Origin of the sequence: Ammoniphilus oxalaticus (genome assembly GCF_003609605.1) — a bacterium.
Classification (GTDB): Bacteria; Bacillota; Bacilli; order Aneurinibacillales; family RAOX-1; genus Ammoniphilus; species Ammoniphilus oxalaticus.
Genome location: NZ_MCHY01000002.1, coordinates 82,838 through 109,517, shown reverse-complemented (window position 1 = coordinate 109,517; position 26,680 = coordinate 82,838). Strand labels below are relative to the sequence as shown.

The following is a 26,680-nucleotide window of genomic DNA, read 5'->3' as shown; positions in this document are numbered from 1 at the left end:
CAACATAAAAAAATAAAATGTGCTCTGAGGTAGCGTAAAAAGAAGTAAAACGCTTAAAGAATAAGGTTTTGCCTGAAAATTCAGCCGAAATGGAATTTCGTTAATTTTCACTATTATATTACACTGAAATTAGGACTAGAAAGGAGAGTTAGCGCGAAAAGGTCCATAAATTTAAAAGGATCAGTTTTTAATCGCAACAACAAATGTAAGCGCTTTTGTATTACCGACAACCTGTTACATATCATAAAAAGTACGTTCATAAATAAAAGGCCGAAAGGCGGAAGGAGAAGGTTGAAAATGATTAAGAGTCCAACAGAAATGACTCTGGAAGATCTGATCAAAGGAAATGAGCAAGGTAACGCTATTTTAGCTCCTGGTTAACAATCACTTACTTATAAACAACTGTATGACAATGTTATATCATTAGCGTCCACCTTAAATCGATTCGGTATTGGTCGGGGAGATCGCGTAGCGATTGTAATGGGGAATGGGCCCGAAACTGTAATTACCTTCTTAGCTGTTGCTTTTTGTTCGACGGCGGCCCCGCTTAATCCTAACTACACAAAAGATGAATTCGCATTCTACTATGGAGATACAAAAGCTAAAGCTTTGATCACGCTGCCTGATTCCGCGGCGCTCGCGCTTGAAGCGGCTACGGAAGATATGGCTATTATAGAAGCAAGACCGCAAGAAGATGGAACGCTCGCATTTGAACAAGTCAAGGGCGCTTCTTTTGAACCAAAGGAAACAGAACTTGCTTCTCCAGAAGATGTGGCGATGATCTTGCATACAAGCGGAACGACAGGGGCGCCAAAACGCGTGCCAATTTTGCATTCAAATTTAGTCGCAACCGCAATGAATATTAAATCAACTTACAATCTATCAAAAGACGATACGGCGTTATGTATCATGCCGTTGTTTCATATTCACGGGATTGTCGCATCCGTTTTGTCCACGCTTGGTTCAGGAGGTCAGTTGGTCTGCCCGCCAGGATTTAGCGCGCTTGAATTTTGGGGCTGGGTCGATACATTTAAACCGACTTGGTACTCCGCCGTTCCAACGATGCATCAAACATTACTTGCTAGAGCGGAAAGCAATAAGGAAATTATCGAAGCAAATCCATTCCGTTTTATTCGCTCCAGTAGTTCTCCGTTACCGCCAGTTATTCTAGAGCGGATGGAGGAAACATTTAAAGCGCCTGTGCTTGAAGCTTACGGGATGTCAGAGGCGGCCCACCAAATGGCTTCTAATCCAATTCCACCAGCAAAACGAAAAGCGGGTAGCGTAGGAATTGGAGTTGGCGTTGAGATTGGAATTATGGACGAGGAAGGAAACTTGTTGCCGCAAGGGGAGCTAGGAGAGGTTGTTATTAAGGGGCCGAACGTATTTAAAGGCTACGAATCTAATCCTGAGGCAAATGCTGAAGCTTTCACAAATGGTTGGTTCCGCACGGGAGATCAAGGGTTTAAAGACGAAGATGGGTACTTAACGTTAACTGGACGATTTAAAGAAATTATCAACCGTGGCGGAGAGAAAATTTCTCCTGCGGAAGTGGACGATATCCTATTGCGTCATCCAGCGGTATCAGCGGCAATCACATTTGCTGTACCGAGCAAAGTGTATGGAGAGGATATTCAAGCCGCTGTTGTATTGAAAGTAGAAACGACAGAAAAAGAATTGCGGGCGCACTGCGCTAAACAATTGGCCGACTTTAAAGTGCCGAGAAAAATTCTTTTCTTGGACGAGATCCCTCGCGGAGCGACGGGTAAGATTCAAAGAATTAATATGGCTAAGTTACTTGGTCTAGAATAGAGGCTTTACGTTCATCGCGGTTTTAAATAAAAATAAAATAACAATTATAGTTTGTTTGCTGACATAGACCTTTCTTGAATATAGAGAGGTCTATGTTTATTTTGTGAAAGGGTTTACATCCGCGGAACATAGGAATTACGCGGAAAAAGCGGATGAAAAAGCTTGTGTTTTTAATTGTTTTCGGAATAAAATAAAAATACATAATCGAATTTTAATTTAAAAAATGTTCTTGATTTTTTAAAACTGGGCTGGTAGTATTAACTTACAAATACGAAATAGCGTTTCGCAATGAGAAACAAGGGGGAAGATATTTCATATTTTAGTTAGATCGTTGTCAGTGATTTGTGATAATGAGTAAGTGTGGTAGGGTTTAAACAGGACAAAAACATGGTGTTCCATAAAAAAACATGTAAATCAGCGAAGAGAGAAGGTATACTTATGATAAAGACTCCCTTAAACATGACAATACATGATCTTCTTAGTCCAACAGGAAGCGATCATGACGAGGCTCTTTTCGCTCCGGGTAAACCGACATTATCTTATAAACAATTATATGATAATGTCATTCAGTTATCGGCAGCATTAAATAGCTTCGGAATTGGTCGCGGAGATCGTGTAGCGATGGTAATGGGGAATGGCCCAGAAACTGTAGTTACTTTTTTGGCGGTTGCCATTTCCGCTACAGCAGCTCCGCTAAATCCAAATTATAAAAAAGAAGAGTTTGCGTACTATTATGAGGATACAAAAGCGCGAGCGCTTATCACGCTTCCGGGTTCCGCGGAATTAGCGCGCGAAGCCATGACGGAAGATATGGCTCTCATTGAAGCAACACCACAGGAAGATGGGACTCTATCTTTTGAATTAATTAAAGGGCAACGCGAACCTCGTCCTACGGAATTGGCAGCGCCTGAAGATGTGGCAATGATTTTGCACACGAGCGGGACAACCGGCGCGCCAAAGCGAGTGCCACTTCGTCATTCAAACATTGTGGCGTCGGCAAACAATATTAAATCAACATATAATTTAACAAAAGATGACACAGGGTTATGTGTCATGCCTTTATTCCATATTCATGGCATTATTGCCTCAACGCTATCCACTTTAGCGGCGGGGGGTAAATTGGTTTGCCCACCAGGGTTTAGCGCCCTTGAATTTTGGAGTTGGGTCGATACTTATAAGCCGACGTGGTACTCAGCTGTTCCAACAATGCATCAGACGTTACTTGCTAGAGCTGAAAGCAACAAGGACATTATCGAAGCAAACCCGTTCCGTTTTATTCGTTCCAGTAGTTCACCGTTACCGCCTGTTATACTAGAGCGCATGGAAGAAGTGTTTAAGGCTCCGGTTCTAGAGGCTTACGGAATGTCAGAAGCTTGTCACCAAATGGCTTCCAACCCATTACCTCCGGCGCAACGAAAGCCAGGCAGTGTTGGGATCGGGTTTGGTGTAGAAGTTGGCATTATGGACGAAGAAGGAAACCTGTTGGAAAACGGGGAATTGGGTGAAGTTGTTGTAAAAGGACCAAATATTTTCTCAGGATACGAAGAGAATCCGGAAGCAAACGCAGAGGCGTTTGCAAATGGATGGTTCCGCACAGGGGACCAAGGTTTCAAAGATGAAGACGGATATTTATCTCTAACAGGACGATTCAAAGAAATTATCAACCGTGGCGGTGAAAAAATATCACCGATTGAAGTTGACGATGTTCTTTTACGTCATCCCGCAGTTTCGGAAGCGATTGCGTTTGCTGTTCCTAGTAAAGTTTACGGGGAAGATATTCATGCGGCAGTTGTCTTAAAAGGAGATGCGGACGAGAAAGAATTGCGGGCGCACTGTTCAGCGCAATTGGCTGACTTTAAAGTGCCTAGAAGATTCCATATCGTGGACGAAATCCCGCGTGGGGCAACAAGTAAAATACAGAGAGTTAACTTGGCAGAACTGCTAGGAATTTCATAAGGGAGGAAGAGATCATTGCGTTTTTGTATCGTAGGAGCAGGAGCTATTGGTGGCTATCTTGGCGCTAAGCTTGCATTAGCTGGTGAAGAGGTAACATTAATTGCTCGTGGCGCTCACTTAGAAGCCATTCAACAAAACGGTTTAACTTTGCGTATGTCAGATGGAACAGAACAAGTAGCTCATCCTAAATTAGCGACGAGCAGAATGGAAGAAGCTGGAGAGCAGGACGTTGTTATCGTAGCGTTAAAGGCTCACAGTTTACCTGGACTAGCTCCAAACATGCGTCCACTTTATGGCCCGGATACGGTCGTAATTACTGCGCAAAATGGAGTGCCTTGGTGGTATTTCCACAAACATGGCGGACCATACGAAGGAAGTCGTATTGAGTCTGTTGATCCAGGCGGTATTATTGAAGCTAATCTAGAAACAGATCGTGTGATCGGCTGCGTTGTTTACCCAGCGACAGAATTAGCTGGTCCTGGAATTGTTCAACACATTGATGGCGACCGTTTCTCCCTAGGGGAATTAGATGGTTCGAGGAGCGAACGTGTTCGTGAAATTTCAAGAAGAATTAATGCTGCTGGTTTGAGAGCGCCTGTGCGCACGACGATCCGCGATGAAATTTGGGTTAAGTTATGGGGCAACTGCGCATTCAACCCGATTAGCGCATTAACACATGGTACTTTGGAGGAGATTTGTCAGTATGCTCCTACTAGAGAATTGGCTCGAAACATGATGGTTGAGGCTCAAACGATCGCTGAAAAACTAGGTATCCGTTTCGGAGTATCTGTTGATCAGAGAATTCAAGGCGCAGAAGCGGTTGGAGCGCACAGAACTTCTATGTTGCAAGACTTGGAAGCTGGACGCACGTTAGAGATTGATGCTCTTGTTGGAGCTGTTTGCGAACTAGGGAAAATTACGGATACCCCAACTCCAAACCTAGACGCGATCTATGCATGTGTTAAATTACTAACGATTGACAAAGATTTAATTCATGTAAGATAGTTCTATTTTTAAAATGTAAGACATATAATGGTTTCCAACCCATTATGTTTTATGTATATTAATGAAATGAATGAATTACAAAACTTTAAGAATGAGTGGAGGAAGTGACATGTCTGATAGCATCTTTAACCAAGTGAGAGAGTTGTTTGCTGATTTCTTAGCTATTGAGGGAGACAGCATCAAAGTTGAATCTACAATCAGTGACGATCTTGGGGTCGATTCCGTTGATATCGTCAGCATTGTGACAGAAATTGAAAATGCTTTTGATTTGAAAATTTCTGATTCGGATGCTGCTGGTCTTGAGACGGTTGGTCAAGTTGTTGACTTGATTAGCGCTGCCAAGGCGTAAGCTAGATATAGACTACTAGATTAACTTACAAGACAATTCTGCTAGTTTAGGAGTAGGAATCTACCAGTGATTTGGATATTGCCTCATTTTCACGATCCAAATCACTCAACTGATTGGCTCTCTCGGTCAAACACCAATTACTGAGAGAGCGATCAGTACCTATGAGATGATGAATCATAGTCAAAAAGGAATCTTTCTATAATTGAAGAAAGATCCATTTGGTTTTTTGCTAAAAATAGGTCTTGATTTTTTTGTGGTTGACTGTTAGTATAAAGTTACAAATAAGAAATTGTGTTCTTATTGTGTAACAGACAGACAGAAGCCACTCTAACGAATTATTCGTTTATGAATCGAGCAAGTTTGTCAATTTTTTTGCTTGTTTGGAGAAACGCTGTTTCTCAATGAGAAACACAGGCGTATTCAACAGTGAAAAAAGAGATTGTTCACAATTTAATGCCGAATGCTTCTCTGTTTGGTGTTTAATAGTGAAGGTGATTTGCTTGTTAGGCAGATTCCCTCGATTTTCATAGAACAATTTGTTCGGATATGTGGTAAATTAGTATATAGCTAGTCACTATCCATACTAAAGAAATTTTTAGGGTTATGAGGAGGAATAATTAATGGCTAAAGTTAAAATGACAGCAGCTCAAGCAATTGCGCTTTATCTTGAAAAGCGCGGAGTAACACAACTTTATGGTGTGCCTGGAGCAGCTATTCTACCATTCTACGATTCAATTCTAGAAGATACTAAAATCGATTCTTATGTGGTTCGCCACGAGCAAACAGCTGTGTTCATGGCTGACGGATATTCCCGCGCCACTGGAAAAGTTGGTGTTTGTTCAGCGACATCAGGTCCTGGCGGAACGAACTTCCTAACAGGGTTATACGGAGCTTTCATGGATTCTATCCCATTGATCGCGATCGTTGGACAACAAAAAGCAACTCTTTTAGGAACAATGCAGTTCCAAGAAGCGCCAATCACTGAAATGGCTAAGCCTGTTTGTAAGGCTGTGTATCAATTAACAGATGGATCTAAAGCAGTTGAAATGATCCATGAAGCATGGGAAACAGCTACAAAAGGACGCAAAGGTCCTGTGTTGCTTGACCTTCCAGTAGACGCGCAAAAAGTTGAGGTTGAAGTGGATCTTGACGCATTAATCGCTTCTAGCGAACCAGATGTATTGCCGCAAGCTTCAGATGAAGATATCGAGAAAGTTCTTGAGTTCTTGAAAGAAGCTAAAAAGCCTGTTCTTGTTGCGGGTGGCGGTATCAACCTTTCTAACTCTACAGCTGAATTAAAAGAACTAGCTGAAGCGTTGCAAATTCCTGTGGTTACAACAGGTATGGGTATGGATACATTCCCTAACGATCACCCGCTATTTGCTGGTCGTATGGGTACGATGTTAGATACTCCATTCGGTAACAAAACAATTTTAGAATCTGACTTGATCATTAACCTTGGTGGACGTTTTGCTGACCGTAGCACAGGAAACGTTGAGATTTTCAAACGTGACGCAAAAATTATCATGGTTAATATCGATGAAAAAGATATCGGTAAGACAGTTGAAACGGAGCTAGGCGTTGTATCCGACGTTAAAACATTCATGAGTAAGTTAGCTGAAACATACAAAAAGCTTACTGCTGATGTGGCTGCTACAGCTGAGGCTCCAGCGAAGCTTGACTTAACGGAAGAAAGAGCAAAATATGCTCGTAAGACTGACTACGATGATAACCCGATCAGACAAGAACGCGCATTAAGAGAACTAAGAGAATTCTTAGATCGCGACGCTTTCGTTTCACATGACTGCGGAATCAGCCAAATCTGGTCATGTCAATTATTCGAAACATATGTGCCGCGCACATACCTATTAACTGGTGGAGGCGGTACAATGGGATGGGGTCTAGGAGCTGCAATGGCTGCTAAACTTGCGTTCCCTGAGCGTCAAGCTGTTAATATTCTTGGTGACGGTAGCTTAGGTATGTCATTACAAGACTTAGCTACAGCTGCTAAATACGACATTCCAGTTGTTGTATTCGTTATGCATAACGGATTGCTTGGATTGATTCGTCAACAACAAAACTGGTTCTACGGCGAACGCAGAATCGATACTGGTTTAGAGTACGAAAACGAGCTTTCTGATAACGGAAACCTTGGTATTGACTTCGTAAAGACTGCGGCAGGTATGGGTGTTCGTGGTGAGCGTGTAACGAAATGGGAAGATATTAAGCCTGCATTACAACGCGCGAAAGACCTTAACAAGCCTTACGTAATTGAAGTGATCGTAGCGAGCGATACAGTTTGCCAATTCTCAAACAACGGTACGCTTAAAGGCTTCAACTACTCTGACAGTCTATAATAGATCGTTATTTATATCCTCCTCTCCTCTCTGTAAAGAGGGGGAGGAGGATTACATATATTGAGATAAGAAAGGGAGACGAAAATGGACAAAAGCACAACTACAATTGGTTTTATTGGACTTGGCGTTATGGGACAAAGCATGGCGGGTCATCTGATTGATGGCGGCTACTCCTTAGTTGTTTACAACCGCACCAAAGAAAAAGCAAATGCGCTGCTTGAAAAAGGCGCAAAGTGGGCTGACACAGTTGCTGATGTTGCTAAACAAGCAAATGTAATTATTACGATTGTTGGTTATCCAAAAGACGTTGAAGAAGTATACCTTGGCGCGGAAGGTTTAATTCCGAATGCTAAAGAAGGCACATACTTTATTGATATGACTACTTCCAGCCCTTCGCTTGCCGCTCGTATTTATGACGAAGCGAAAAGCCGTGGGATGCATTCGTTAGACGCTCCTGTTTCTGGTGGCGACATCGGAGCGAGAGAAGCTCGTTTATCGATTATGGTTGGCGGCGACCAAGCAGCATTTGACGCTGTAAAGCCAATCTTTGAATTAATGGGTCAAAATATTGTGTTACAAGGCGCTGCGGGAGCAGGACAGCATACAAAGCAGTGTAACCAAATTGCGCTTGCTTCAACTTTAATGGGAGCTGTAGAATCAATGATCTACGCTAAAAAAGCTGGATTAGACCCGATTCGTGTGCTTGAAAGCATCGAAACAGGCGCTGCGGGAAGCTGGCAGCTAAGCAATCTTGCTCCTAAAATGACATCTGGCGACTTTGATCCAGGATTCTATATCAAGCACTTTATTAAAGATATGGTAATCGGATTGGAAGCGGCTAAAGAAATGGGCGCAGAATTACCTGGACTTGAATTAATGAAAGCTAACAACGATAAGCTGGCTGAAATGGGTCATGAAGATCTTGGTACACAAGCATTGTACAAGCTTTATGACAAATAGAGCTAAGTCAGTCTCTTGACTTGTAAGGACAGGGTTTTGGCCCTGTCCTTTTTACATGTTGTTTTTGTTACGAGCAAATTAAAAATAGGAGGTGTATCGTATGTCTAATGAGAGCATGGTGAAGTCACTTGGTCGCGCCCTACAAATACTCGATTTTTTAAGAAAGCGAAAAGTGGGTTGCGGGGTTACGGAAATTTCTAAAGAGTTAGGATTTAACAAAACGTCTGTTTACAGGATGTTATCCACTTTTGTGCAATACGGCTATGTTGAACAAGAGACAGAGACAGATCGTTATAAATTAGGTTATAAAGTTTTAGAATTAAGTTCATCCCTGCTCGATTCGATTGATCTGCGCGCGGAAGCAAAGCCTTTCTTAAAAGAATTAGAACAGTTGACCAATGAAGTCATTCATCTGGTTGTTTATGACCGTGGTGAAGTTGTTTATATTGAAAAGTTAGAAGGCAATGAGACACTTCGTATGCATTCTAAAGTTGGTACAAGGGCGCCGATGCATTGTACATCAGTAGGAAAAGCAATTCTGGCTTATTTACCCCGTAAAGAGGTGGAGAAAGCGTTTGACGAGTATCCGTTTGAACCCCACACGCCCTTTACGATTACAGATAAAGAATCGTTGTATCAACAACTGGATAAGATAAAAGAAAAAGGGTATGCTTTAGACTTGGAAGAAAACGAACTTGGCATTAACTGTATTGCTGTGCCTATTTTTGACCACACAAGTAATGTGATTGCCGCATTTAGTATTTCTGGGCCTAAAATGAGAATGACAGAAGAAAGATTAAGCAAGCTGGAAAACAAAGTCATGAGTATTGGTAAGCAAATCTCAAAAAGATTAGGCTACAGTGAGTAAACGAATTTATTTAATTCTTCTTCTTAAACCATATAATCAGATGAGGTATGATCATGGCTGCTGCAACTAGATTGGTACATTCCTATTCATTTTTCTGTAGTAGCCTATTTGATACTTACACATTTCATCTCACCGTCTACACTCCCCCTTTATTTGTTAATTCTTTTATTACATTTACGCTAAAACCATATTTATTATTAAAAATAGGAAAGATGGATCTTTAAATTTTTATGCCATATTTAAAAATATGTACTTAAGGACCTTCTTTCCTTCATTTTTGTTTTTTATCCGCGTTAAAAAGTCTTTTATGTCACATCCGCTCTTCCGTTTTGGTTAAGGATGCTCAGTATTACAAATATTACCATTCAAAAGATAAAAATTGTAGTTAACGCGAGTAAAATGGAGAAGAAAGGACTAACAATCACTCAAACGACGTTATCACCGTGATATTGTATACAAACATGGCAACGCGTTCTTATATAGTAGATTGTGCAACTCGTCACAAATAAGAATGAGCTGTATACTAGTAGATGGAGCTGCTAGCAAGAGAACATCAGTCGTTCCGTAATTGGTGAGGAGGCACTATGATTAAATTTGACAATGTAAGTAAAATTTTTGGGGATGGAACGAAAGGAGTGGATTCAGTCAGTTTTGAAATTCCTGCTGGGGAATTTCTCGTTTTAATCGGACCGAGTGGTTCTGGAAAATCTACAACAATGAAAATGATTAATCAGATGATCCCAGCGACACACGGAACCATTACCGTGGACGGTAAAGACATTAAAGATTTAAATGCAGCCCAACTGCGGCGCAATATTGGTTATGTTATTCAACAGATCGGCTTGTTTCCACATTATACGATTGAAAAAAACATTGCGATCGTTCCCCAATTAAAGGGATGGGATAAGCAGAAGATTAAGGAACGGGTAACTGAATTATTGCAGCTCGTCGGTCTTGATCCAGACACATTCCGTGATCGGTATCCAAAAGAGTTGTCAGGGGGTCAGCAACAACGCGTAGGGGTTGCAAGGGCATTAGCATCCGACCCGGACATTATTTTAATGGATGAGCCATTTGGGGCTTTAGATCCGATTACACGCGAGCAACTGCAAGAAGAGTTACTTTCTTTGCAACAAAAGCTAAGGAAGACGATCGTGTTTGTTACCCATGATATGGATGAGGCGCTTAGAATGGGCGATCGAATTGCGATTATGAAAGATGGGAAGTTATTGCAACTTGATACTCCAGAGGTCTTATTGCATGATCCTGCGGATGGGTTCGTAGAAGAATTCATCGGAAAACATCAAATTATTCAAAATCCAGAATTGATGCCCGTGACCGAAGTAATGAGAGAGCAGGTTGTTTCATCTTATGCGCATCGGTCACCTGAAAAAGCTTTATCGACCATGCGGCAACGTAAAATAACGCATTTGATTATTATTAATGAAGATCGGACTTTCAAAGGTATTGTATCTGCATCCGATTTAATAAGGACGATGGACAGTATTAGAACGCTTGAAGAAATCGTAGATACCTCTGAATTAACTCTTTCCCATAATGACAGCGCTAAACATGCAATTGTAAAAATGGCGCGTTCTTCGACAGGCATCATTCCTGTTTTGAATGACCACAAACAAGTTATTGGTCTAGTCACGCGAGGTACATTACTTTCTGCTCTGTCGAGTCAATGGACTGAAATGGAGGAGGAAGAATGAAGAACTTAAGTTTGTGGGATCAAATTGTTCAGCAATGGCAAATGCGTTGGCCTGAAGTTTTGGATGCGACATTCATCCATATACAACTTGTTTTTTTCTCAATGGTGATGGCTGTCGTATTAGGTGTTTTACTAGGGGTGATCATTACCCGTGTGAAATGGCTCGTTCCGATTGTTTTGGGCGGAACCGGTATTTTACAAACAATACCTAGTTTAGCCGTACTCGGATTTATGATTCCGATTTTTGGAATCGGCGTTCAAACGGGAATCGCCGCATTGTTTTTATATTCCTTATTACCGATCGTGCGTAATACGTATGCGGGTATAAATGATGTGGATACTTCGACAAGGGAAGCGGCCAAAGGGATGGGTATGACCAGCATGCAAATCCTTTTTAAAGTAGAGCTACCATTGGCGCTGCCGATTATTATGGCTGGTATACGCACATCGGCTGTTATCAACATTGGAAACGCGACACTAGCTGCTTTTATCGGCGCTGGAGGTTTAGGTGATTTTATATTTTTAGGAATTACACGTGGGATTGATGGCTTAATCTTTTTAGGAGCTATTCCTGCAACACTATTAGCTTTATTAGTCGAAGGTATATTTAACCGCCTTGAGTACTGGACGACTCCAAAAGGGTTAAGAAAATAGGGGGATATTATGATAAAGAAAAGTTATAAACTTATTACTGCGTTACTTGCTTCTGTTATGCTGCTTACTGCTTGCGGAGGTGGCGGCCAAGGAGCCAAAGATGGAGATACAATTGCTGTAGGTTCGCGAAACAATACAGAAAGTATTATTCTTTCACACATTATTGGACAGATGATCGATGCAAAAACAGATTTAAACGTTGTTTATAGAGAGAATATGGGTGGCTCCAACGTAGTCTGGAATGCGATCACAAGTGATAACATTCAAGTGATCCCTGATTACACGGGCACGATTGTGGCTAACTATTATCAAGCAGAGCCAGGAAATGCGGATGAAACATTAGCGATGGTAAAAGAGTTTGTAGCTGAAGACGGACTCACAGCATTAGAACCGTTTGGGTTTAATAACACTTATACTTTGGCTCTATATGAAGATAAGGCAGAGGAACTTGGCGTCGTGACGTTTAGTGACTTCGCTGAACATGCCAAAGATTTCACGTTTGGAGCTGTATTCGAGTTTATTGATCGACCTGATGGATTACCAGGGTTTAGCAAGGAATATGGCATCGAATTTAAAGAAGTTAAAGGAATGGATCACGGGATGATGTACCGCGCGATCGATTCTGGAGAGGTTGACGTGATTAACTCTTACACGACAGACGGTCAATTAACCGAATATGATTTAAGAGTGCTGGAAGATGATAAATCGTTCTTCCCGCCTTATCACGCGCTACCGCTTGTTCGACAAGATACGTTAGAAGCCCATCCTGAGTTGGAAGAAGTTCTTCTTCAATTAGCTGGAAAAATTAATGAAGAGACGATGCAGAAAATGAATGGACAAGTAGATAACGATGGTGAACGAGTTGACGCTGTAGCTAAGCGCTTCTTAACGGAAGCTGGGCTAATCGAATAATAGAGGCAAAAAAACCCGACCTACTGATCTTGTAGGTCGGATTTTTTTATGTTTAAGGCTAGCTACTCTACGATCGTCTGTTTGTAGTTTGGCTCGTGTTTGTTATAATTAATTCTACTAATCTATTTTACGGAGGAAAAATGATGAAAAGCCCGCTGACATACAAGATTTCAGTTCCCACTGCTGACAGCGCCGAGAAGAAAAGCTATCCTACGTTGTTTGTTCTTCATGGGATTGGGAGCAATGAAGAGAATGCGCTTGCTCTTGTTGAGCAATTAAAAGATGAGTTTATCTTAATTAGTATCCGTGGTTTCCATGATCGAGAGGATGGGTATTCCCATTATGAAATTCAAGGCTTTGGAAATCCGAATCGGGAATCATTTGATGAAAGTGTCGATCGATTACAAAAAACGCTAGCGTACTGCAGAAAAAGATATGCCATTGATCCAAAGTTTCAATATATTTTAGGATTTAGTCAAGGAGCGGCGCTCGCGATGACATTGGCTTTGCGTGAAGGGAATCGGATTAAAGGGATTATCGCTTTAAGTGGATATTTGCCCCCATTTGTTAAAGAAGATGATCAGCATGAGTCGATTGATCAAGTTTCAGTCTACATTTCGCACGGTTCCTATGATCCGTTGTTTACGATGAGTCAAGCAAAGCAAAACGCACAATTCTTCCAGAACCACCGCGCTAGGAACGTTCGATTTTCTTCCTTTTTCGCTCGTCATGAGATTACAGCGGAGAATGAACAGGACTACCTGCAATGGTTATTTGACGACCTAAAGCAAGTTTAATATATGCTTTCTAAAAAGTTTTTTTGTGTTGATAGGTAACCGTTTAGACCACTTCAATCCAAATGAATACAATACAAAGAGATCATCTTTTCTTAGCTCATGATCGGTGGGAGGTGAAGGATAAGGTGAGTCTCTTTGATTATTTGGATGTGGAGGATGCGTTGCTCGTTGAGGCATGGATCCAGGAGGTAGAGACCGAAAAATATCCACTGCGTAAATCTTTGAAGGAAAAGGCGAGAGAGAGATTCAATGATATTAAACTTAAAGAGCTCGGCTGCGGTAAAAAAAGAATTGTTTTTGATCTTGACAATGGTTGGGTACTAAAGATAGCGATCGCATTTAACGGAATAAACAACAATCAGCGTGAGGTCGAGATGTATCAGTCGGCGCCGCCGCGTCTTCAAAAAAGGTTAGCTAAAATTAAAGAATTTGGTCATGGTTGGCTCGTTATGCAACGTATTACCAAGCCCGTTCCAAAGAAGAAAGGAATCAAGGCTGAAATAAAAAAGATAATCAAACAATTTGAACGGAGCGGGATAATCCCAGGTGATTTGATTTCCCCAAAGCGAAGAATCCGCTGGCCAAACATTCGTTTGAGAAAAGGGAGAATCGTTGTGATTGATTATGGCAATTTTAAATGGAAATGAAGAAGGGTACTGTTTGCCGTTAAGGGGAAGGCGAGTACCCTTCTATCGTGAACTGACCTAGGAAATGCTGGATGAAGACGAGGTGTGGCCCATTTCCTGAAAGTAAGCGGCAACCATTTCTGAGGTGACGTCTTTTAAATGTTGCGGTGACCATTGCGGCGCTTTATCTTTATCGATTAACGTCGCCCGCACCCCTTCAAAGAAATCATCCCGTCCCATAAATTCAACACCCAGTTCGACTTCCATATTGAAACACGCGTCTAACGGTAAAGTTTTGCCCCGCATCATTTGCTCCAACGTTACTTTTAAAGAAGTCGGCGACTTTTGCTGGATGGCTCCTATTTTTTGCGCGGACCAATCACAACCAACGAGCGAAGCTTCTTTTAAAGAAGACACAATTTCTTCGACGCAATTGTGCCTAAAATGTTCATTGATTTTGTCTTGATGTTCTTCAAGCAACGAAGGCTCAGGACTTGGACTAGATAAAGAATGAAGTAAAGTGGCAAGATCCTCTTGGACACCATCCTGTTGCCATGGATGAGCCCGTAGCGCTTCCAGACAGGGCTTGACCGACTCAGCAGCTAAATACAGATCTGCTGCGCCGATGTAAAGTGTGTCGGCTGCGGTGATCGTTTCCGAAGTTAAGGCGAGGTAACGACCCACATGTCCAGGCATTTGATTGAGAAAATAACTGGCTCCAACATCGGGAAAAAAACCAATGTTCATCTCCGGCATGGCCCATTTGGTGTTTTCGGTAACAAGACGATGACTGCATCCGATCGACAGTCCAACACCGCCGCCCATCACGATCCCATCCATGATTACAAGGCATGGTTTAGGGTAGGTGTGGATGATGTGATCCATCTCATATTGCGCGGAAAAATAGGCTCTAGCTAAAGCCCGCGCGTCTCCACTCGTATGTTTCTCCTGATAAAGGGCGCGAATATCTGCTCCAGCGCATAAAGCCCTATCCCCTGCGCCAACAATACAAACAAGCGCCACCGCTGGGTTGTCTTTCCAAATACGTAATTGTTCGCGAATTTCCAACACCATTTCATATGAAAGCGCATTTAGCGCTTTTGGACGGTTTAGCGTTATCCAACCGACTGAGTTCTCCACTGTGAAGATCACGTGTAAATCCTGGTTCATTGCTGTTAATCTCCTTCCTGTTGTCTGCTAAGTGGTTCAATTTCTATATTTGCCCAATTTAAGTGGGATTAACCAAGCGACATCTAGCAGAAAGAAGGATTTACTGATAGTTTGTAGAATACATACAAGAATCACGAATGGATAAAAAGTGAGGTGGTTCCATGCTAAAACGGTTTAAACGTTGGCTTGCTCCTTCAAGCAAGCAAGCGGAAATTGAACAACCGCATCAAAAATGGCCCTTAAAAGAGATCTCAATTGAAGAAGTAAAAGGGGCGGTTGCCCGTTTCGCAAAAGAAAAAGCGGATGGTATTTATCTTAGCGTTTTGATCAAGGAAAACCTCGCGCTAGACTATGATTTGCTGGCTCCTTATTTGAAAGCGATTCCAAAAGATCCATATTACATGTCGCGCGAGACTTATGAGATATTTGATGAAGCAACCACGCCGCATATGATCGACCAGATTCAAAAGGCGGTCGATCGCTACATTGATATTGAGGAGAAATTTCCGATTGAAGAAGGCAATGCGAATTTGAAAATTTGCTATTATAAATTAAGGCCTTACTTAAAAGAAAGTCCATCTTTTGATACGTATTTAACGACAGAGGAGAATTTAATCACAAGAAAGCGACCGAGACAAATTTAGAAACAACAAAAGTGGTAAAAGCTATCGTTATTATTATTCATAACAATCGGAGGGATTCAAGATGAGTAAACACTACGATATGATTATTATTGGGGCTGGGACCGTTGGCTTTGATGGACTGCGCGAAGCGCGGGCTTTAGGGGCGAAAACACTTTTGGTGGAGAAAGAAAAGGTCGGAGGAACCTGTCTGAACTGGGGTTGAATGCCGAAAAAGGCCTTGGTAAGGTCTGCGGATGTATGGAATACAATGCAAGATGCGGCGGAATTTGGGATTGTTTCAGAAGGTTTGCAACTCAATTGGCAGCGGGTAATGGAACGAAAGAATCGCTTAATCGGCTCTTTCGTTGGCGGCAAAGGTCCCTACTTGGAGAAAATGGGTGTTGACCTCGTCATGGGGGAGGCGCAATTTATTTCTCCTGAAGCGATCCAGGTTGGCGATACCACGTATACGGCAAATCGTTTTTTAATTGGCGTTGGGTCTGACTCAGCAAGACCGCCGATTCCAGGGATTGAGCATGCGATTACGAGCAAAGAAATTTTATTTACAGAGAGATTGCCGAAGAGCATGGTCGTGATTGGCGGAGGGATTATTGGAATGGAATTCGCTCATATTATGGCGAGCGCAGGAACGAAAGTGACGTTGCTGCACCGCAGTGAACGCGTGCTGCCGATGGTTGATCGGGATAGCGCTGAGGCGATTCAAGAGATTTCTAAAAAAATGGGAATTGACCTCCAACTGCGCGCCGATATCGAAAAGATTGAACAGATCGATGACAATCAATTGGTTGTCCACGCCCAAGTTGGTGATCGTTCGCTACAGATCGAAGCCGAAGTGGTATTAGTAGCGACAGGGCGCCGACCCAACATTGTCGGACTACAATTGGACGCGGCTGGGGTCGAATATACGAACCGTGGGATCAAAGTGAATGAATACTTACAAACGACAGCAGAGAAAATTTATGCCGCTGGAGACGCAATTGGGGGGTACATGTTTACGCCGATTGCTGCCCATCAGGCGAAAGTTGCAGTACGGAATGCGTTACGCGGCAATGAATTGAAACCGAACTATGAACATATGACAAATGCGATCTTTACCCAACCGCCGATTAGCGGCGTTGGAATGACAGAGCAAGAGGCGCGGGAAAAAGAGTTGGATATTGTCGTCGCCAAAGCTTCATACAATCAATCGGGGACAGCGATCTTGCTTGGAGAAACAGAAGGACATATAAAAATCATTGCGGATAAGCAGACCGGCGCGCTGCTTGGCGCTCACTTTGTCGGTGCGGACGCGGATGAATTAATTCATATGATGACCATCGCAATTAAAGCAAAATTGACGGTACAGGATTTTGAAGAAATCATTCCTGTCCACCCGACGCTAGCCGAATTTTTGATCGAAACGACGCGGGGAATGCTTTCCTAACCAAAAGGGGTGTTGAATAACACCCCTTTTTGTTATACACTAAGCTGGACTTGTAAATTTACCCTCGCGTAAATAGGACGAAATTGTCAATGATCCATCGACTCATTGAACGAACAATCTTTTTGATTTTAGTTAAAATTGAATTTACTGTATAATAAGGTAAAATGATCATTGAAAGAAAAGGAGTGAGCCCAGAATGCCTATTAAAATTCCAGATCATCTTCCAGCGATGGAAATTTTGAATAAAGAGAATATTTTCGTCATGTCGGAGAGCAGAGCGTATCATCAAGATATCCGTCCGCTTAAAATTGTTATCTTGAATTTGATGCCTTTGAAGGAAACTACGGAAACTCAACTTCTACGTTTATTGGGCAACACCCCTTTACAAGTAGAGATCGATTTCATTCATCCGAAAACACATGTGTCTAAAAATACGTCGCATGCTCATCTCAAAGCTTTTTACAAAACCTTTGATGATATAAAAGACCAGGCGTACGATGGAATGATTATTACAGGGGCCCCGATCGAACTGTTAAATTTCGAGGACGTTAATTATTGGGATGAGTTAAAACAAATTATGGATTGGAAAATGGAGAACGTGACCTCAACACTGCATATTTGTTGGGCTGCCCAAGCGGGGTTATATTATCATTATGGTGTGCCGAAATATGAATTAGATCAGAAGATGTTCGGCGTTTTCCCACATACAATCGAAAAGCAGAATGTGAAACTATTGCGAGGGTTCGATGATCTATTCTACGTGCCGCAATCACGCCATACGGAAGTTCGGAGAGAAGATATTGAAAAGGTGTCAGATTTAGAAATATTATCGGAGTCAGAACAGTCGGGTGTTTACCTCGTAGCTTCCAAAGATGGCCGACAAATTTTTGTGTCAGGTCATTCCGAATACGATCCGCTTACTTTGAAAGAAGAGTATGATCGTGACGTAAATCTCGGCTTAGACATTCAAGTGCCGTATAATTATTTTCCTAATGACGATCCTACGAAACAACCGCCTCAAACATGGCGTTCACACGCGAACTTATTATTTGGCAATTGGTTGAACTACTATGTCTACCAAGAAACGCCGTATGAGTTGGAAAGGAAAGTAAAGCAAGATCTCTTAAGATAAAAATAGGATGCCCGTATCAACAGGGGCATCCTATTTATGTTTTTAACGATTTAGAGTAGGCCAAGTTTTCGTAAGGCGACGGGGATGTCTGTCGTTTGCTGAGCCAATGGGCTGTCAGGTAAACTGTCCAAAATTTGCTTCCCGTACCGTCGCAGATGAAGGCGTGAATCAAGAATAACGACAATGCCGCGATCTTGTTTGGTGCGGATCAAACGTCCAAAGCCTTGTTTTAGGCGAAGGATTGAAAAGGGTAACGCATATTCTTCAAACGCATTTTTTCCGAGCGATTCAAGTCGGTCTGTTCGCGCCTTCGTAATCGGGTCAGTCGGTACGGGAAAGGGCAGCTTAGAAATGACGACACAGATGAGATCGGATCCGGGGATATCTACCCCTTCCCAAAAGGTTTCACAACCAAACAACACGGTGTTGTCCGCGGAGCGAAAATCACGCAACAATTGTTCTCTGGAAACCCCCGTTTCATGCAGTAGTCCCTTCATTTCATGTTGCTCTAACCAAGCCGTCAGTTCGCTGTATACTTTGTTCATCTGAGTGTAGGCGGTAAACAGGAGAAATGTTCTTCCGCGCGTATGACGCAACACTTCTTTCATCGCATCGATCAAATAAGCGTCAAAATTTCGGGCTGTCGGCGCGGGAGCCTGCTCAGGCACAATCAACATTGACTGTTCTGTATAATCAAAAGGGCTCTGCGCTTCATAAGTTTCATAGTGATCGATTCCCAATCGTTGTCCCACAAACGAAAAATCGCCTTGCGCTGTTAAAGTGGCGGAAGTTAATATCACGGTCTTTTTACTGAACAATTCCGCTCGCAGCAGTTCGGCCACTTCGATCGGCGCAGAATGTAACGTTAGGCACTGAGCCCAGTAAACATCTTCTTTCAGCGCCGAATCTTTCTTGGGTGGGGTGAACTCAACCCATGTGGCCCAATCGTTTGGATGCAATCGCAACAGGACATGTCGAAGCATTTCATCCATTCCTTGCAAATGTCCGATATATCGACCCAAGGCGACTGTTGTTTCATTTTCACCTTGGTCAAATTCCAGTTCCGTTTTCTTTTCTTGAATGCGCTGTACCGCTTCTTTAAAGATGTCCTCGAAAGGATAGTGGTCAACGATTGCTCGCTGTAGCGGGTATTGATGATAATCGCGGGCCGCTAAATTTTGGCCGAGCGGGGCAATCAGTTCGACCCATCGTCCGTGCAAGCGCGTATACAGCGCTTCCATGTTCGCCTTTAGTGAAGCGTCATCAATAGATCGGGCCCAGTGCGTTCGCCCTCGCGTAAAGCGCGTAAACAAATTGTAGATTAAATCTAAATTAACTGTATATTGGAATTGCCTCGTGACTTGTTCTTCAACGCGATGAGCCTCATCGAGAATAACGCAATCGTAATCAGGCAACAAATTAGCGCCTTGTGTTCGTAACACAAGATCGGTAAAAAACAAAGCATGATTGACAACGATAATTTGCGCTTTTTGTAGTTTGCGACGGGATTGTTGAATGAAGCACTGCTCGTGAAACGGACTTTCCTTGCCCATGCAATCTTCCGCATCCCCTTTAATCTCATTGAATAAAGCGGAGGGAACTGGAAATGGCAGCTCATCGCGATCCCCGACATTCATTGATCTTAACTGGCTTTTCACACGGGTAGCGAGTGAGCTATATGGGGTTTCTTCGAGCAGCGATTGTGTTGTGTACTGATCCAGTTTCCGTTTGCATATATAGTTGCCGCGACCTTTGGCTAATTCAAAGCGGAATTCAGCCCCCCACTCATCGTCGAGTTCGGCTAGGATTTGTTTGACGAGCGGTAACTCATTACGTAACAGCTGATTTTGCAAAGGGATTGTATTCGTAGAGATAATTACTCGCTTCTCTTCTTTCATCGCCCAGTATGCGGCTGGCAATGCATACCCGAATGATTTCCCCGTGCCGGTGCCCGCCTCAATTAAGCCATGTGTTTGCTCTGTTAAACAATTTAACACCGTTTTGGCCATGAAATACTGGGCTTTTCGCGGCTGGTATGCGGGTAACTTTGCGGCTAATAGTCCTTTTTTCCGAAAGATTTCAAATAACGTTCTTGGCATATGTTCGATACCTACTTTTATTTTTAGAACTGAGCGCTTGTCCTATTTATTGTAGACGAATCGATCCGATTTAGCTAGATAAAACAAGCTTACCTGTCGATTTGCAATTCGATAAAAGGAGGCTTAGGATGGAAGTAATCAAATCAAAAGGTTAGGAGCAAGACGAATGGATGTAGAAATTAGTCATTGGATTGAGCAAGCGAAGCTGGAGCAAGAAGAAGAGAAAGACCAATGGCGGTTGATTTGTCAGACGCCGACTGCCGCTGATTATTTTAAGAGATTATTGGATGGGGCGACGCAAGCAGCGTTAGATTTTACGGGTGGGGAATGGGAAGGACAAGCTGTGATTGGGTTTCAATTAAAAAATGCAAATGGGGAATTCTATCTCGCTTTACAAAAAAAAGATTGGACGTTACTTGATGAACAACCAGATCATATTTGTTTCGTCTATGGGGATAAAGAGCAAGAACGATTTGAGTTGCCGTTTCTAAATCGAATGTTTGAGGCATATTTAGATCAGATCATTAAGCAATATAATGAGGGAGATCAAGCATTGCTTACACGCGAAATTGTCTCTGTATTTGCTGAAGAAGAGTAGTAGCGGACAAAAGGGGAGGGGATGAGGGTGAACATTCGGGAAGAGATCGACTTTAGCCCAGAAAAATTGCAGGCGCTAGCCGAAAAATTGTCCGCTCACTTTTGGGAGCAGCCGTTGGCGATTCCGGTTCGCTGGAACGGAAGGTTAACTCGTTCAATGGGAAGATTCATTTACGGAATCCGCGGCGGTAAGCGGGAGTCGTTGCGGATCGAAATGAGTAAATATGCCGCGCGTTTTATCGACCGAGAAATCTTTATAGCTGTGCTGTTACATGAGCTTTGTCATTATCACTTGTTTCGACAAGGCCAACCGTTTGATGATCATCATCCCGTATTTGAACAAGAGTTAAAGCGCGTCGGGGGAATCTCCACGAATACGGTCCAGTTACCGACAAAAGTGTATCGATTAAAATGTCGGGTTTGTCGGGCTGAACTTGGATATATGCAGCGTTTTAATCCAGCGCGGTATCGCAGTCCATGTTGCCACTCAGAGATTGAGCGGGAAGAAACATGGGCCGGGTCGTTTAAATATGAGGGGAGTATTTTAAAGCATAGCAAGGTCCGCATTTCTGGCGATTCAATGAATCTACAATAAAGCAAGACCCGCGCACCCATTACGCCCGAGTTGCATAGTCTGAAGTAGAAAATCTAACCAGCAAACTATGCGAAAAACGGTTAGGTTTTAGATTAAGGCGAGTGTGAAAGTCGGCTAGAACGTCTAATCTTAACATCGGTCCATATGGGCTGAAAAAGATCGTTTTTCCGCTTTTAACACGGATCACAGACAGGCCAGGGAGGTTTTATTTGTTATGCAAGGCAAAGTAAAATGGTTCAACGCGGAAAAGGGATATGGATTTATTGAACGCCAAAACGGCGCGGACGTGTTTGTTCACTTTACGGCAATTGAAGGTACGGGATTTAAAACGTTAGAAGAAGGACAAATGGTTAGTTTTGATATCGTAGAAGGTAGCCGCGGACCACAAGCGGCCAATGTCGTAAAACTATAACACTCAAATAAAACAAAGAGCGCAGGGAATGAATCCGCGCTCTTTTTTTATGATGAGTTGAATAATCCGTTTAAAGATTGAATTGCCGCCTCTTTCTCACGATCAACAGCATGAACGTAAATGTTCGTCGTAGCAATGTTTTCGTGCCCAAGCAGTTCTTGAACAACTTTAATATTGGCGCCGTTTTGCAAGACGAGTGTGGCAAACGTATGACGCAATTTGTGCGGAGACAGTTTTCGCACGGTTGATTCGTCGATGTTGGCAATTCTTGCATACTTTTTGACAACCTCGTAAACTGCTTTACGGCTAATCCGTCTCAAATCACGGTTTAAAAACAGCGCATCTTGATGTTCTTTTGGGACATCTTTCGGTCGCGCGTCTAAATAGGCGCTAATCGCTTCGAATGTTTGGTCATTGAGGTGCAACGTTCGATTTTTCTTGCCTTTTCCTAAAATAGATAGTGTTGTGCTATCGCGATGCAGCCGAATACTCTCGACGTTTAACTGACACAGTTCCGAAACGCGCAATCCCGTGTTCATCAGAAGTAAGATGATCGCTCGATCGCGAATCACAAGCTCAGGCTTATAACGTTTATCATCAAGCTTATCCTCATAATATTTATCGATGGCCAGTAGGTAGTCAATACATTCCTGATGGGTAAGAAAGATCGGTTCTGGTTGACGCTTTGCGCCCCCTTTTTTACTCGCTCGCTTCTTTTCCAACTCTTTCATCGGATTGCTTTCTATGAAATGATTGCGTAACAAATAATCGAAAAAGGAATTGTAAGTGGACGATTTACGGGCCTGACCGCCAGCGAGCGAATTCGTTCGAAAATAACGTTTTTCAACCCATTGTTGCGTGGCTTCGCCTGTTTCTTGATCGGTCTTATTCACTTTCGTCGCAACAATTCGCTCGTATCCATTGGCGATATATTGGAAAAATGATTTAAGCAAGGTATGATCGATTTCCTGAATGTCCTGGATTTGTTCTTGTTGGCAAAAGTCCCACAGCAAGTTTAAATCATATGCGTAATTTGTGACGGTGAGCAGCGATAATTCTTCAGCGATCAGATCAGCCAAGTATTGCTTGGCCTCATCTGGCAGGTTTTGAATAATTAAACGAACAGGTTTATTTAATTGTTGAAATGGATCACGGACAATAAAGCGTGATTCCTGCGTAGGCACCGAAATGACCTCCTTTTATAATGACACCCCTAGCAATTCCTAAATTTAAACACCTTCTATTATATCGTATAAACAACGATTGCGTAAAAAAGGAAAAGACCCTCCGTTTAGAGAGAGCCTGTTAATCGTCAAAAAGTTTTTTGATTTCATTTAATAGTTCAATTCGATTCGATAAAACGGGTTCGAGGATTTGCTTTTCTTCCTGTGGTAACCACGATGTTTCAAAAAGCTGCTTGCTTTGGTAGATCATATGATCGAGCGCTTCGGTCAGAACGGTTCGATGCTCTTTGGGTACCGCGATAAAGCGATCTGCTTCCTCATGAAATTTTTCATAGACATGAATTGCAGATTCAAACGCTTCATTTTCACTCATTTCCTTTTTGCGGGCGAAATCTTTTACTTTTAATATCGTTTTTTCTTCTAGATAATATGTTTTTCTTTTCTTAGCCATGTTGCGCCCCTCCTTATATATCCATCATACCATGAAATACGAGAGGCTTGTTTGTTCCGCGTTAGCCATGCATGTCTTCTTTTATCTTATTAAATCTATTTTCTAGTTCAGTCCCTGATTTCGTGGCGTTGATTAGCTCAGACTGTAACGTCTTCAAACTTTGATACAGTTTTTTATCTGTTGTGATATGGAACGTATAAGGACCTTTCATTTTGCGACTCAGTTGTTGGTGTGTTTCTTTTCGAATCGTCTGTAAACGCAAGCGATCAAAACCGCTTACTTCTAACGCAACCGATACATCTTGGTCGATGACGACAGCGACTGCTCGATCAACGCCTTTAATTTGGCGAGATATCTTTTGCGCTTGGCTCGTGTCGGATAGTTTAAATTTTATTTTTTGAATAGAATGGCTATAATCTGTTTGCGCTGGCGTTGTTTCTTGGATCGTGGATGATTGACAAGCCGTTAAAATTGAAAAACATGCGATAAAGAGCAGGATGAAGCCTTGCGGAAATCGTTTTTTTAGGCGCGACAACTTCGTTACACTCCCTTTTCGTTATGGCGTATCGTTCGGCAATATTGTTTACTTTTGCGCGGGATTTATCCAAGTTGATAAAAAAGTTTTTTTTAAGGAGTATGAGGGGCTTAGTAATGGCCCAAACAGAGAGTAGGATTATTCGTATTTTTTTATACATTTTAATTTATAAACATTCTTTCTCAAGTGACAATAGTGTATAATGGTCCAAAGTTCATCAATGGAAGAGAGGATTTTTTGTATGTCTTCGATGCTCTTACCGCCTCATTTCCAGATCATTGATTCAAGCTCTCGCTGCTTTGAAGGGGACATCGTTTATCCTTTTGCTTGGGATGAAGTCATTGCTAGAAAAGTAGGAGAGGGCTTGTTGCCGCCGATGATTCATCTATGGCGACATCAGCGCGCATTTGTGTTAGGGTTACGGGATCGTCGCTTGCCCCAAGCGGAAAAGGCGATGCGTACATTTGAAGCGGAAGGGTATGCTGTTACGGTTCGCAATTCTGGCGGGGCTGCCGTGCCACTTGATCCTGGCGTCTTAAACATATCGATTATTTGTCCAAATTTGAACCGCAACATGTCGATTTCCCAAGACTTTGAGTTGATGTATCAGGTCATTCAGGCCGCTTTACAAGCGATCGGGGGACGTGTTCAAAAAGGGGAAATCGTTGGTTCCTATTGTCCAGGCGACTACGATTTAAGTATTTCTGGTCGGAAGTTTTGCGGGATTGCTCAGCGTAGACAAATCAAGGCATCCATCGTTCAAGCTTTCATTGTCATTACGGGTTCGGGACAAGCAAGAGCTGAGCAAGCGCAACGTTTTTATGAAATTGCAGCGCCGACCGAGGATACAAAAGGCGCGCTCGATGTGCGCTTGGAAGCGATGGCAAGTTTAGCTGAATTAACAGGAATAGGGACCGTCGAGCGATTTCGGGAAGGATTGCTTACTTTTTTAGAAGGGTGTGGAGGACGAGTGATGGGCTCGGATACCATCGCCCGCTACCAGCAGGAAATCAAGGCGCAAAGCGACGAATTGAAGATGCGTTATGAAGCGAGACGATAACCGATTAGATTAAACTGTTACAATGCATTTTGAACGGTGTATCAATGAATTGAAAAAGAGCCGCTACGCCTAGGTTTACCCGAATACGAACTTTGCGAACGAATTGCAAAAGTCGCGCATTATGTACGATATCAAGGAAATTCAGGGTAGATTTGTTTTAATATGTACTATATAATGAGTTTTACTTGATGCATTTGTAAGATCTTCACTGTGTGAATACAATGGGACACAGTCGTCCCTTTATTGTATAACAGAAAATAAAAATGAGGTGATTTCAAGATGAGCAATTATGTGAGCGAAATTCAAGCGGAACAAGTCTCGACGCTGTCAATTCTTGCCGCGGACGGTACGGTCGTTAACGAAGCGGCCATGCCAAAACTAACGGATGAACAGTTGCGAGAGTTGATGAGCCGAATGGTCTTTACGAGAGTATGGGATCAACGAGCGATTAGTTTAAGTCGACAAGGACGTCTTGGATTCTATGCCCCTGTTGCCGGACAAGAAGCAAGTATGATCGGTAGTCAGTTTGCGCTAGACAAAGAAGACTTCATACTACCAAGTTATCGGGATATCCCGCAAATCGTTTGGCATGGACTCCCCCTCTATCAAGCCTTCTTATATTCTCGCGGTCATCAACAAGGCGGAATCATCCCTGAAGATGTGAATGTCTTAATGCCGCAAATTATTATCGGGGCGCAAATTATTCAAACAGCGGGCGTCGCGATGGGCTTTAAGCTACGAAACAAAAATAACGTGGCGATTACATATATCGGAGACGGGGGAACCTCGCAAGGGGATTTCTATGAAGGGATTAACTACGCCGGGGCATTTAACTCGCCAGCTATCTTTGTGATTCAAAATAACCGTTACGCGATTTCGGTTCCAATTGAAAAGCAAACGGCGGCGGAAACACTAGCTCAAAAAGCGGTTGCTGCTGGAATCCCTGGAATTCAAGTGGATGGAATGGATGTCTTAGCCGTATATAAGGCAGTCGCAGATGCGGCAGAGCGTGGACGTAGCGGTGGAGGACCGACGTTGATCGAGGCTCTTACGTATCGATTTGGTCCGCATACGATGTCTGGAGATGATCCAACTCGTTATCGAACAAACGAAGAAGAAAGCAAATGGGAAACAAAAGATCCTTTGATTCGCTTCAGAAAATTCCTTGAAAATAAAGGAATCTGGACAGCGGAAGATGAAGACCGCGTAGTGGAAGAAGCGAAAGAAGCGGTTAGCGAAGCGATCAAACAAGCCGATGCGGTGGAAAAAATGACGGTGCCAGGTTTGATCGATACGATGTTTGAAATAGCGCCTCCGCATTTGGAGGAGCAAAAGAAAGCATATCTGGCGAAGGAGGGCGAATAAGTT

Annotated in this window: 26 protein-coding genes and 1 pseudogene; 22 read left to right on the top strand and 5 right to left on the bottom strand. The window is 42.7% G+C overall.

What is annotated here, in order from left to right; all coding sequences use genetic code 11:
• Positions 1-393: 393 nt before the first annotated feature.
• The 13 genes and pseudogenes from BEP19_RS01315 to BEP19_RS01260 form a co-directional block, all read left to right on the top strand.
• Positions 394-1,386 (top strand): annotated as a pseudogene (locus tag BEP19_RS01315) (AMP-binding protein); the annotation flags it as partial.
• A gap of 165 nt (positions 1,387-1,551) precedes the next feature.
• Positions 1,552-1,812 carry an AMP-binding enzyme gene (locus tag BEP19_RS18080; protein WP_281269257.1) on the top strand — a complete coding sequence of 87 codons (261 nt, stop codon included), beginning with the start codon at positions 1,552-1,554 and terminating at the stop codon, positions 1,810-1,812.
• Positions 1,813-2,250: 438 nt separating this feature from the next.
• Positions 2,251-3,768, top strand: coding sequence for an acyl--CoA ligase (locus BEP19_RS01310; RefSeq protein ID WP_211329291.1), 1,518 nt, complete (start codon positions 2,251-2,253; stop codon positions 3,766-3,768).
• Positions 3,769-3,783: 15 nt separating this feature from the next.
• Complete coding sequence (locus tag BEP19_RS01305) at positions 3,784-4,773, top strand: 2-dehydropantoate 2-reductase (protein ID WP_120188061.1); 990 nt, start codon at positions 3,784-3,786, stop codon at positions 4,771-4,773.
• Positions 4,774-4,882: 109 nt separating this feature from the next.
• Positions 4,883-5,122, top strand: coding sequence for an acyl carrier protein (locus tag BEP19_RS01300; protein WP_170145215.1), 240 nt, complete (start codon positions 4,883-4,885; stop codon positions 5,120-5,122).
• Between the two features lie 620 nt (positions 5,123-5,742).
• Entirely contained in the window at positions 5,743-7,479 is a 1,737-nt protein-coding gene (locus tag BEP19_RS01295; protein ID WP_120188059.1) for a thiamine pyrophosphate-binding protein, read from the top strand.
• Positions 7,480-7,563: 84 nt separating this feature from the next.
• Positions 7,564-8,439 carry an NAD(P)-dependent oxidoreductase gene (locus BEP19_RS01290; RefSeq protein WP_120188058.1) on the top strand — a complete coding sequence of 292 codons (876 nt, stop codon included), beginning with the start codon at positions 7,564-7,566 and terminating at the stop codon, positions 8,437-8,439.
• A 100-nt stretch (positions 8,440-8,539) separates the two neighbouring features.
• Positions 8,540-9,307: an IclR family transcriptional regulator gene (locus BEP19_RS01285; protein ID WP_120188057.1), complete on the top strand. Its 768-nt coding sequence runs from the start codon at positions 8,540-8,542 to the stop codon at positions 9,305-9,307.
• A gap of 584 nt (positions 9,308-9,891) precedes the next feature.
• Complete coding sequence (locus tag BEP19_RS01280) at positions 9,892-11,022, top strand: betaine/proline/choline family ABC transporter ATP-binding protein (protein WP_120188056.1); 1,131 nt, start codon at positions 9,892-9,894, stop codon at positions 11,020-11,022.
• Positions 11,019-11,675, top strand: a complete 657-nt coding sequence (locus BEP19_RS01275) for an ABC transporter permease (protein WP_120188055.1) — start codon at positions 11,019-11,021, stop codon at positions 11,673-11,675. Before BEP19_RS01280 ends, BEP19_RS01275 begins: the two co-directional genes overlap by 4 nt.
• A 9-nt stretch (positions 11,676-11,684) precedes the next feature.
• Positions 11,685-12,587, top strand: a complete 903-nt coding sequence (locus BEP19_RS01270; RefSeq protein WP_211329290.1) for a glycine betaine ABC transporter substrate-binding protein — start codon at positions 11,685-11,687, stop codon at positions 12,585-12,587.
• Between the two features lie 143 nt (positions 12,588-12,730).
• Positions 12,731-13,384 carry an alpha/beta hydrolase gene (locus BEP19_RS01265; RefSeq protein WP_170145214.1) on the top strand — a complete coding sequence of 218 codons (654 nt, stop codon included), beginning with the start codon at positions 12,731-12,733 and terminating at the stop codon, positions 13,382-13,384.
• Positions 13,385-13,509: 125 nt separating this feature from the next.
• Positions 13,510-14,031, top strand: coding sequence for a hypothetical protein (locus BEP19_RS01260; protein ID WP_120188052.1), 522 nt, complete (start codon positions 13,510-13,512; stop codon positions 14,029-14,031).
• Between the two features lie 57 nt (positions 14,032-14,088).
• On the opposite strand, the gene BEP19_RS01255 is transcribed toward BEP19_RS01260, so the two are convergent.
• On the bottom strand, positions 14,089-15,180 hold the full coding sequence (locus BEP19_RS01255) for an enoyl-CoA hydratase/isomerase family protein (protein WP_120188051.1): 1,092 nt from the start codon (positions 15,178-15,180) through the stop codon (positions 14,089-14,091).
• 161 nt (positions 15,181-15,341) lie between these two features.
• On the opposite strand from BEP19_RS01255, the gene BEP19_RS01250 reads away from it, so the two are divergent.
• The 4 genes from BEP19_RS01250 (at position 15,342) to metA (ending at position 18,379) form a co-directional block, all read left to right on the top strand.
• Positions 15,342-15,824, top strand: a complete 483-nt coding sequence (locus tag BEP19_RS01250) for a DUF3939 domain-containing protein (RefSeq protein ID WP_120188050.1) — start codon at positions 15,342-15,344, stop codon at positions 15,822-15,824.
• Positions 15,825-15,885: 61 nt separating this feature from the next.
• Positions 15,886-16,026, top strand: a complete 141-nt coding sequence (locus BEP19_RS17475; RefSeq protein WP_170145213.1) for a hypothetical protein — start codon at positions 15,886-15,888, stop codon at positions 16,024-16,026.
• Complete coding sequence (locus tag BEP19_RS01245; protein ID WP_120188049.1) at positions 16,027-17,247, top strand: dihydrolipoyl dehydrogenase family protein; 1,221 nt, start codon at positions 16,027-16,029, stop codon at positions 17,245-17,247.
• Between the two features lie 196 nt (positions 17,248-17,443).
• Positions 17,444-18,379, top strand: a complete 936-nt coding sequence (gene metA / locus BEP19_RS01240) for a homoserine O-acetyltransferase MetA (RefSeq protein ID WP_120188048.1) — start codon at positions 17,444-17,446, stop codon at positions 18,377-18,379.
• Between the two features lie 50 nt (positions 18,380-18,429).
• Here metA and BEP19_RS01235 read toward each other — a convergent pair whose 3' ends face one another.
• Entirely contained in the window at positions 18,430-20,478 is a 2,049-nt protein-coding gene (locus BEP19_RS01235; protein ID WP_120188047.1) for an ATP-dependent DNA helicase, read from the bottom strand.
• A 166-nt stretch (positions 20,479-20,644) separates the two neighbouring features.
• Between BEP19_RS01235 and BEP19_RS01230 the strand changes: the two genes are divergently transcribed.
• The 3 genes from BEP19_RS01230 to BEP19_RS01220 all read left to right on the top strand — a co-directional run bounded on the left by BEP19_RS01230 (position 20,645) and on the right by BEP19_RS01220 (position 22,082).
• Complete coding sequence (locus BEP19_RS01230; protein ID WP_120188046.1) at positions 20,645-21,076, top strand: hypothetical protein; 432 nt, start codon at positions 20,645-20,647, stop codon at positions 21,074-21,076.
• Between the two features lie 27 nt (positions 21,077-21,103).
• On the top strand, positions 21,104-21,670 hold the full coding sequence (locus tag BEP19_RS01225) for a SprT-like domain-containing protein (RefSeq protein WP_170145212.1): 567 nt from the start codon (positions 21,104-21,106) through the stop codon (positions 21,668-21,670).
• A 214-nt stretch (positions 21,671-21,884) separates the two neighbouring features.
• Positions 21,885-22,082 carry a cold shock domain-containing protein gene (locus tag BEP19_RS01220; protein ID WP_120188044.1) on the top strand — a complete coding sequence of 66 codons (198 nt, stop codon included), beginning with the start codon at positions 21,885-21,887 and terminating at the stop codon, positions 22,080-22,082.
• Between the two features lie 47 nt (positions 22,083-22,129).
• Here BEP19_RS01220 and BEP19_RS01215 read toward each other — a convergent pair whose 3' ends face one another.
• The 3 genes from BEP19_RS01215 to BEP19_RS01205 form a co-directional block, all read right to left on the bottom strand.
• Positions 22,130-23,266, bottom strand: a complete 1,137-nt coding sequence (locus tag BEP19_RS01215) for a tyrosine-type recombinase/integrase (protein WP_120188043.1) — start codon at positions 23,264-23,266, stop codon at positions 22,130-22,132.
• A gap of 121 nt (positions 23,267-23,387) precedes the next feature.
• Positions 23,388-23,717: a hypothetical protein gene (locus tag BEP19_RS01210; protein ID WP_120188042.1), complete on the bottom strand. Its 330-nt coding sequence runs from the start codon at positions 23,715-23,717 to the stop codon at positions 23,388-23,390.
• Positions 23,718-23,778: 61 nt separating this feature from the next.
• Positions 23,779-24,252, bottom strand: a complete 474-nt coding sequence (locus BEP19_RS01205; RefSeq protein ID WP_120188041.1) for a YhcN/YlaJ family sporulation lipoprotein — start codon at positions 24,250-24,252, stop codon at positions 23,779-23,781.
• 241 nt (positions 24,253-24,493) lie between these two features.
• On the opposite strand from BEP19_RS01205, the gene BEP19_RS01200 reads away from it, so the two are divergent.
• Complete coding sequence (locus BEP19_RS01200) at positions 24,494-25,312, top strand: lipoate--protein ligase family protein (RefSeq protein WP_170145211.1); 819 nt, start codon at positions 24,494-24,496, stop codon at positions 25,310-25,312.
• Between the two features lie 279 nt (positions 25,313-25,591).
• The gene (gene pdhA / locus BEP19_RS01195) at positions 25,592-26,677 is read left to right on the top strand and encodes a pyruvate dehydrogenase (acetyl-transferring) E1 component subunit alpha (RefSeq protein WP_120188039.1); all 1,086 of its coding nucleotides are present in this window, start codon (positions 25,592-25,594) and stop codon (positions 26,675-26,677) included.
• The last annotated feature ends 3 nt before the right edge of the window (positions 26,678-26,680 follow it).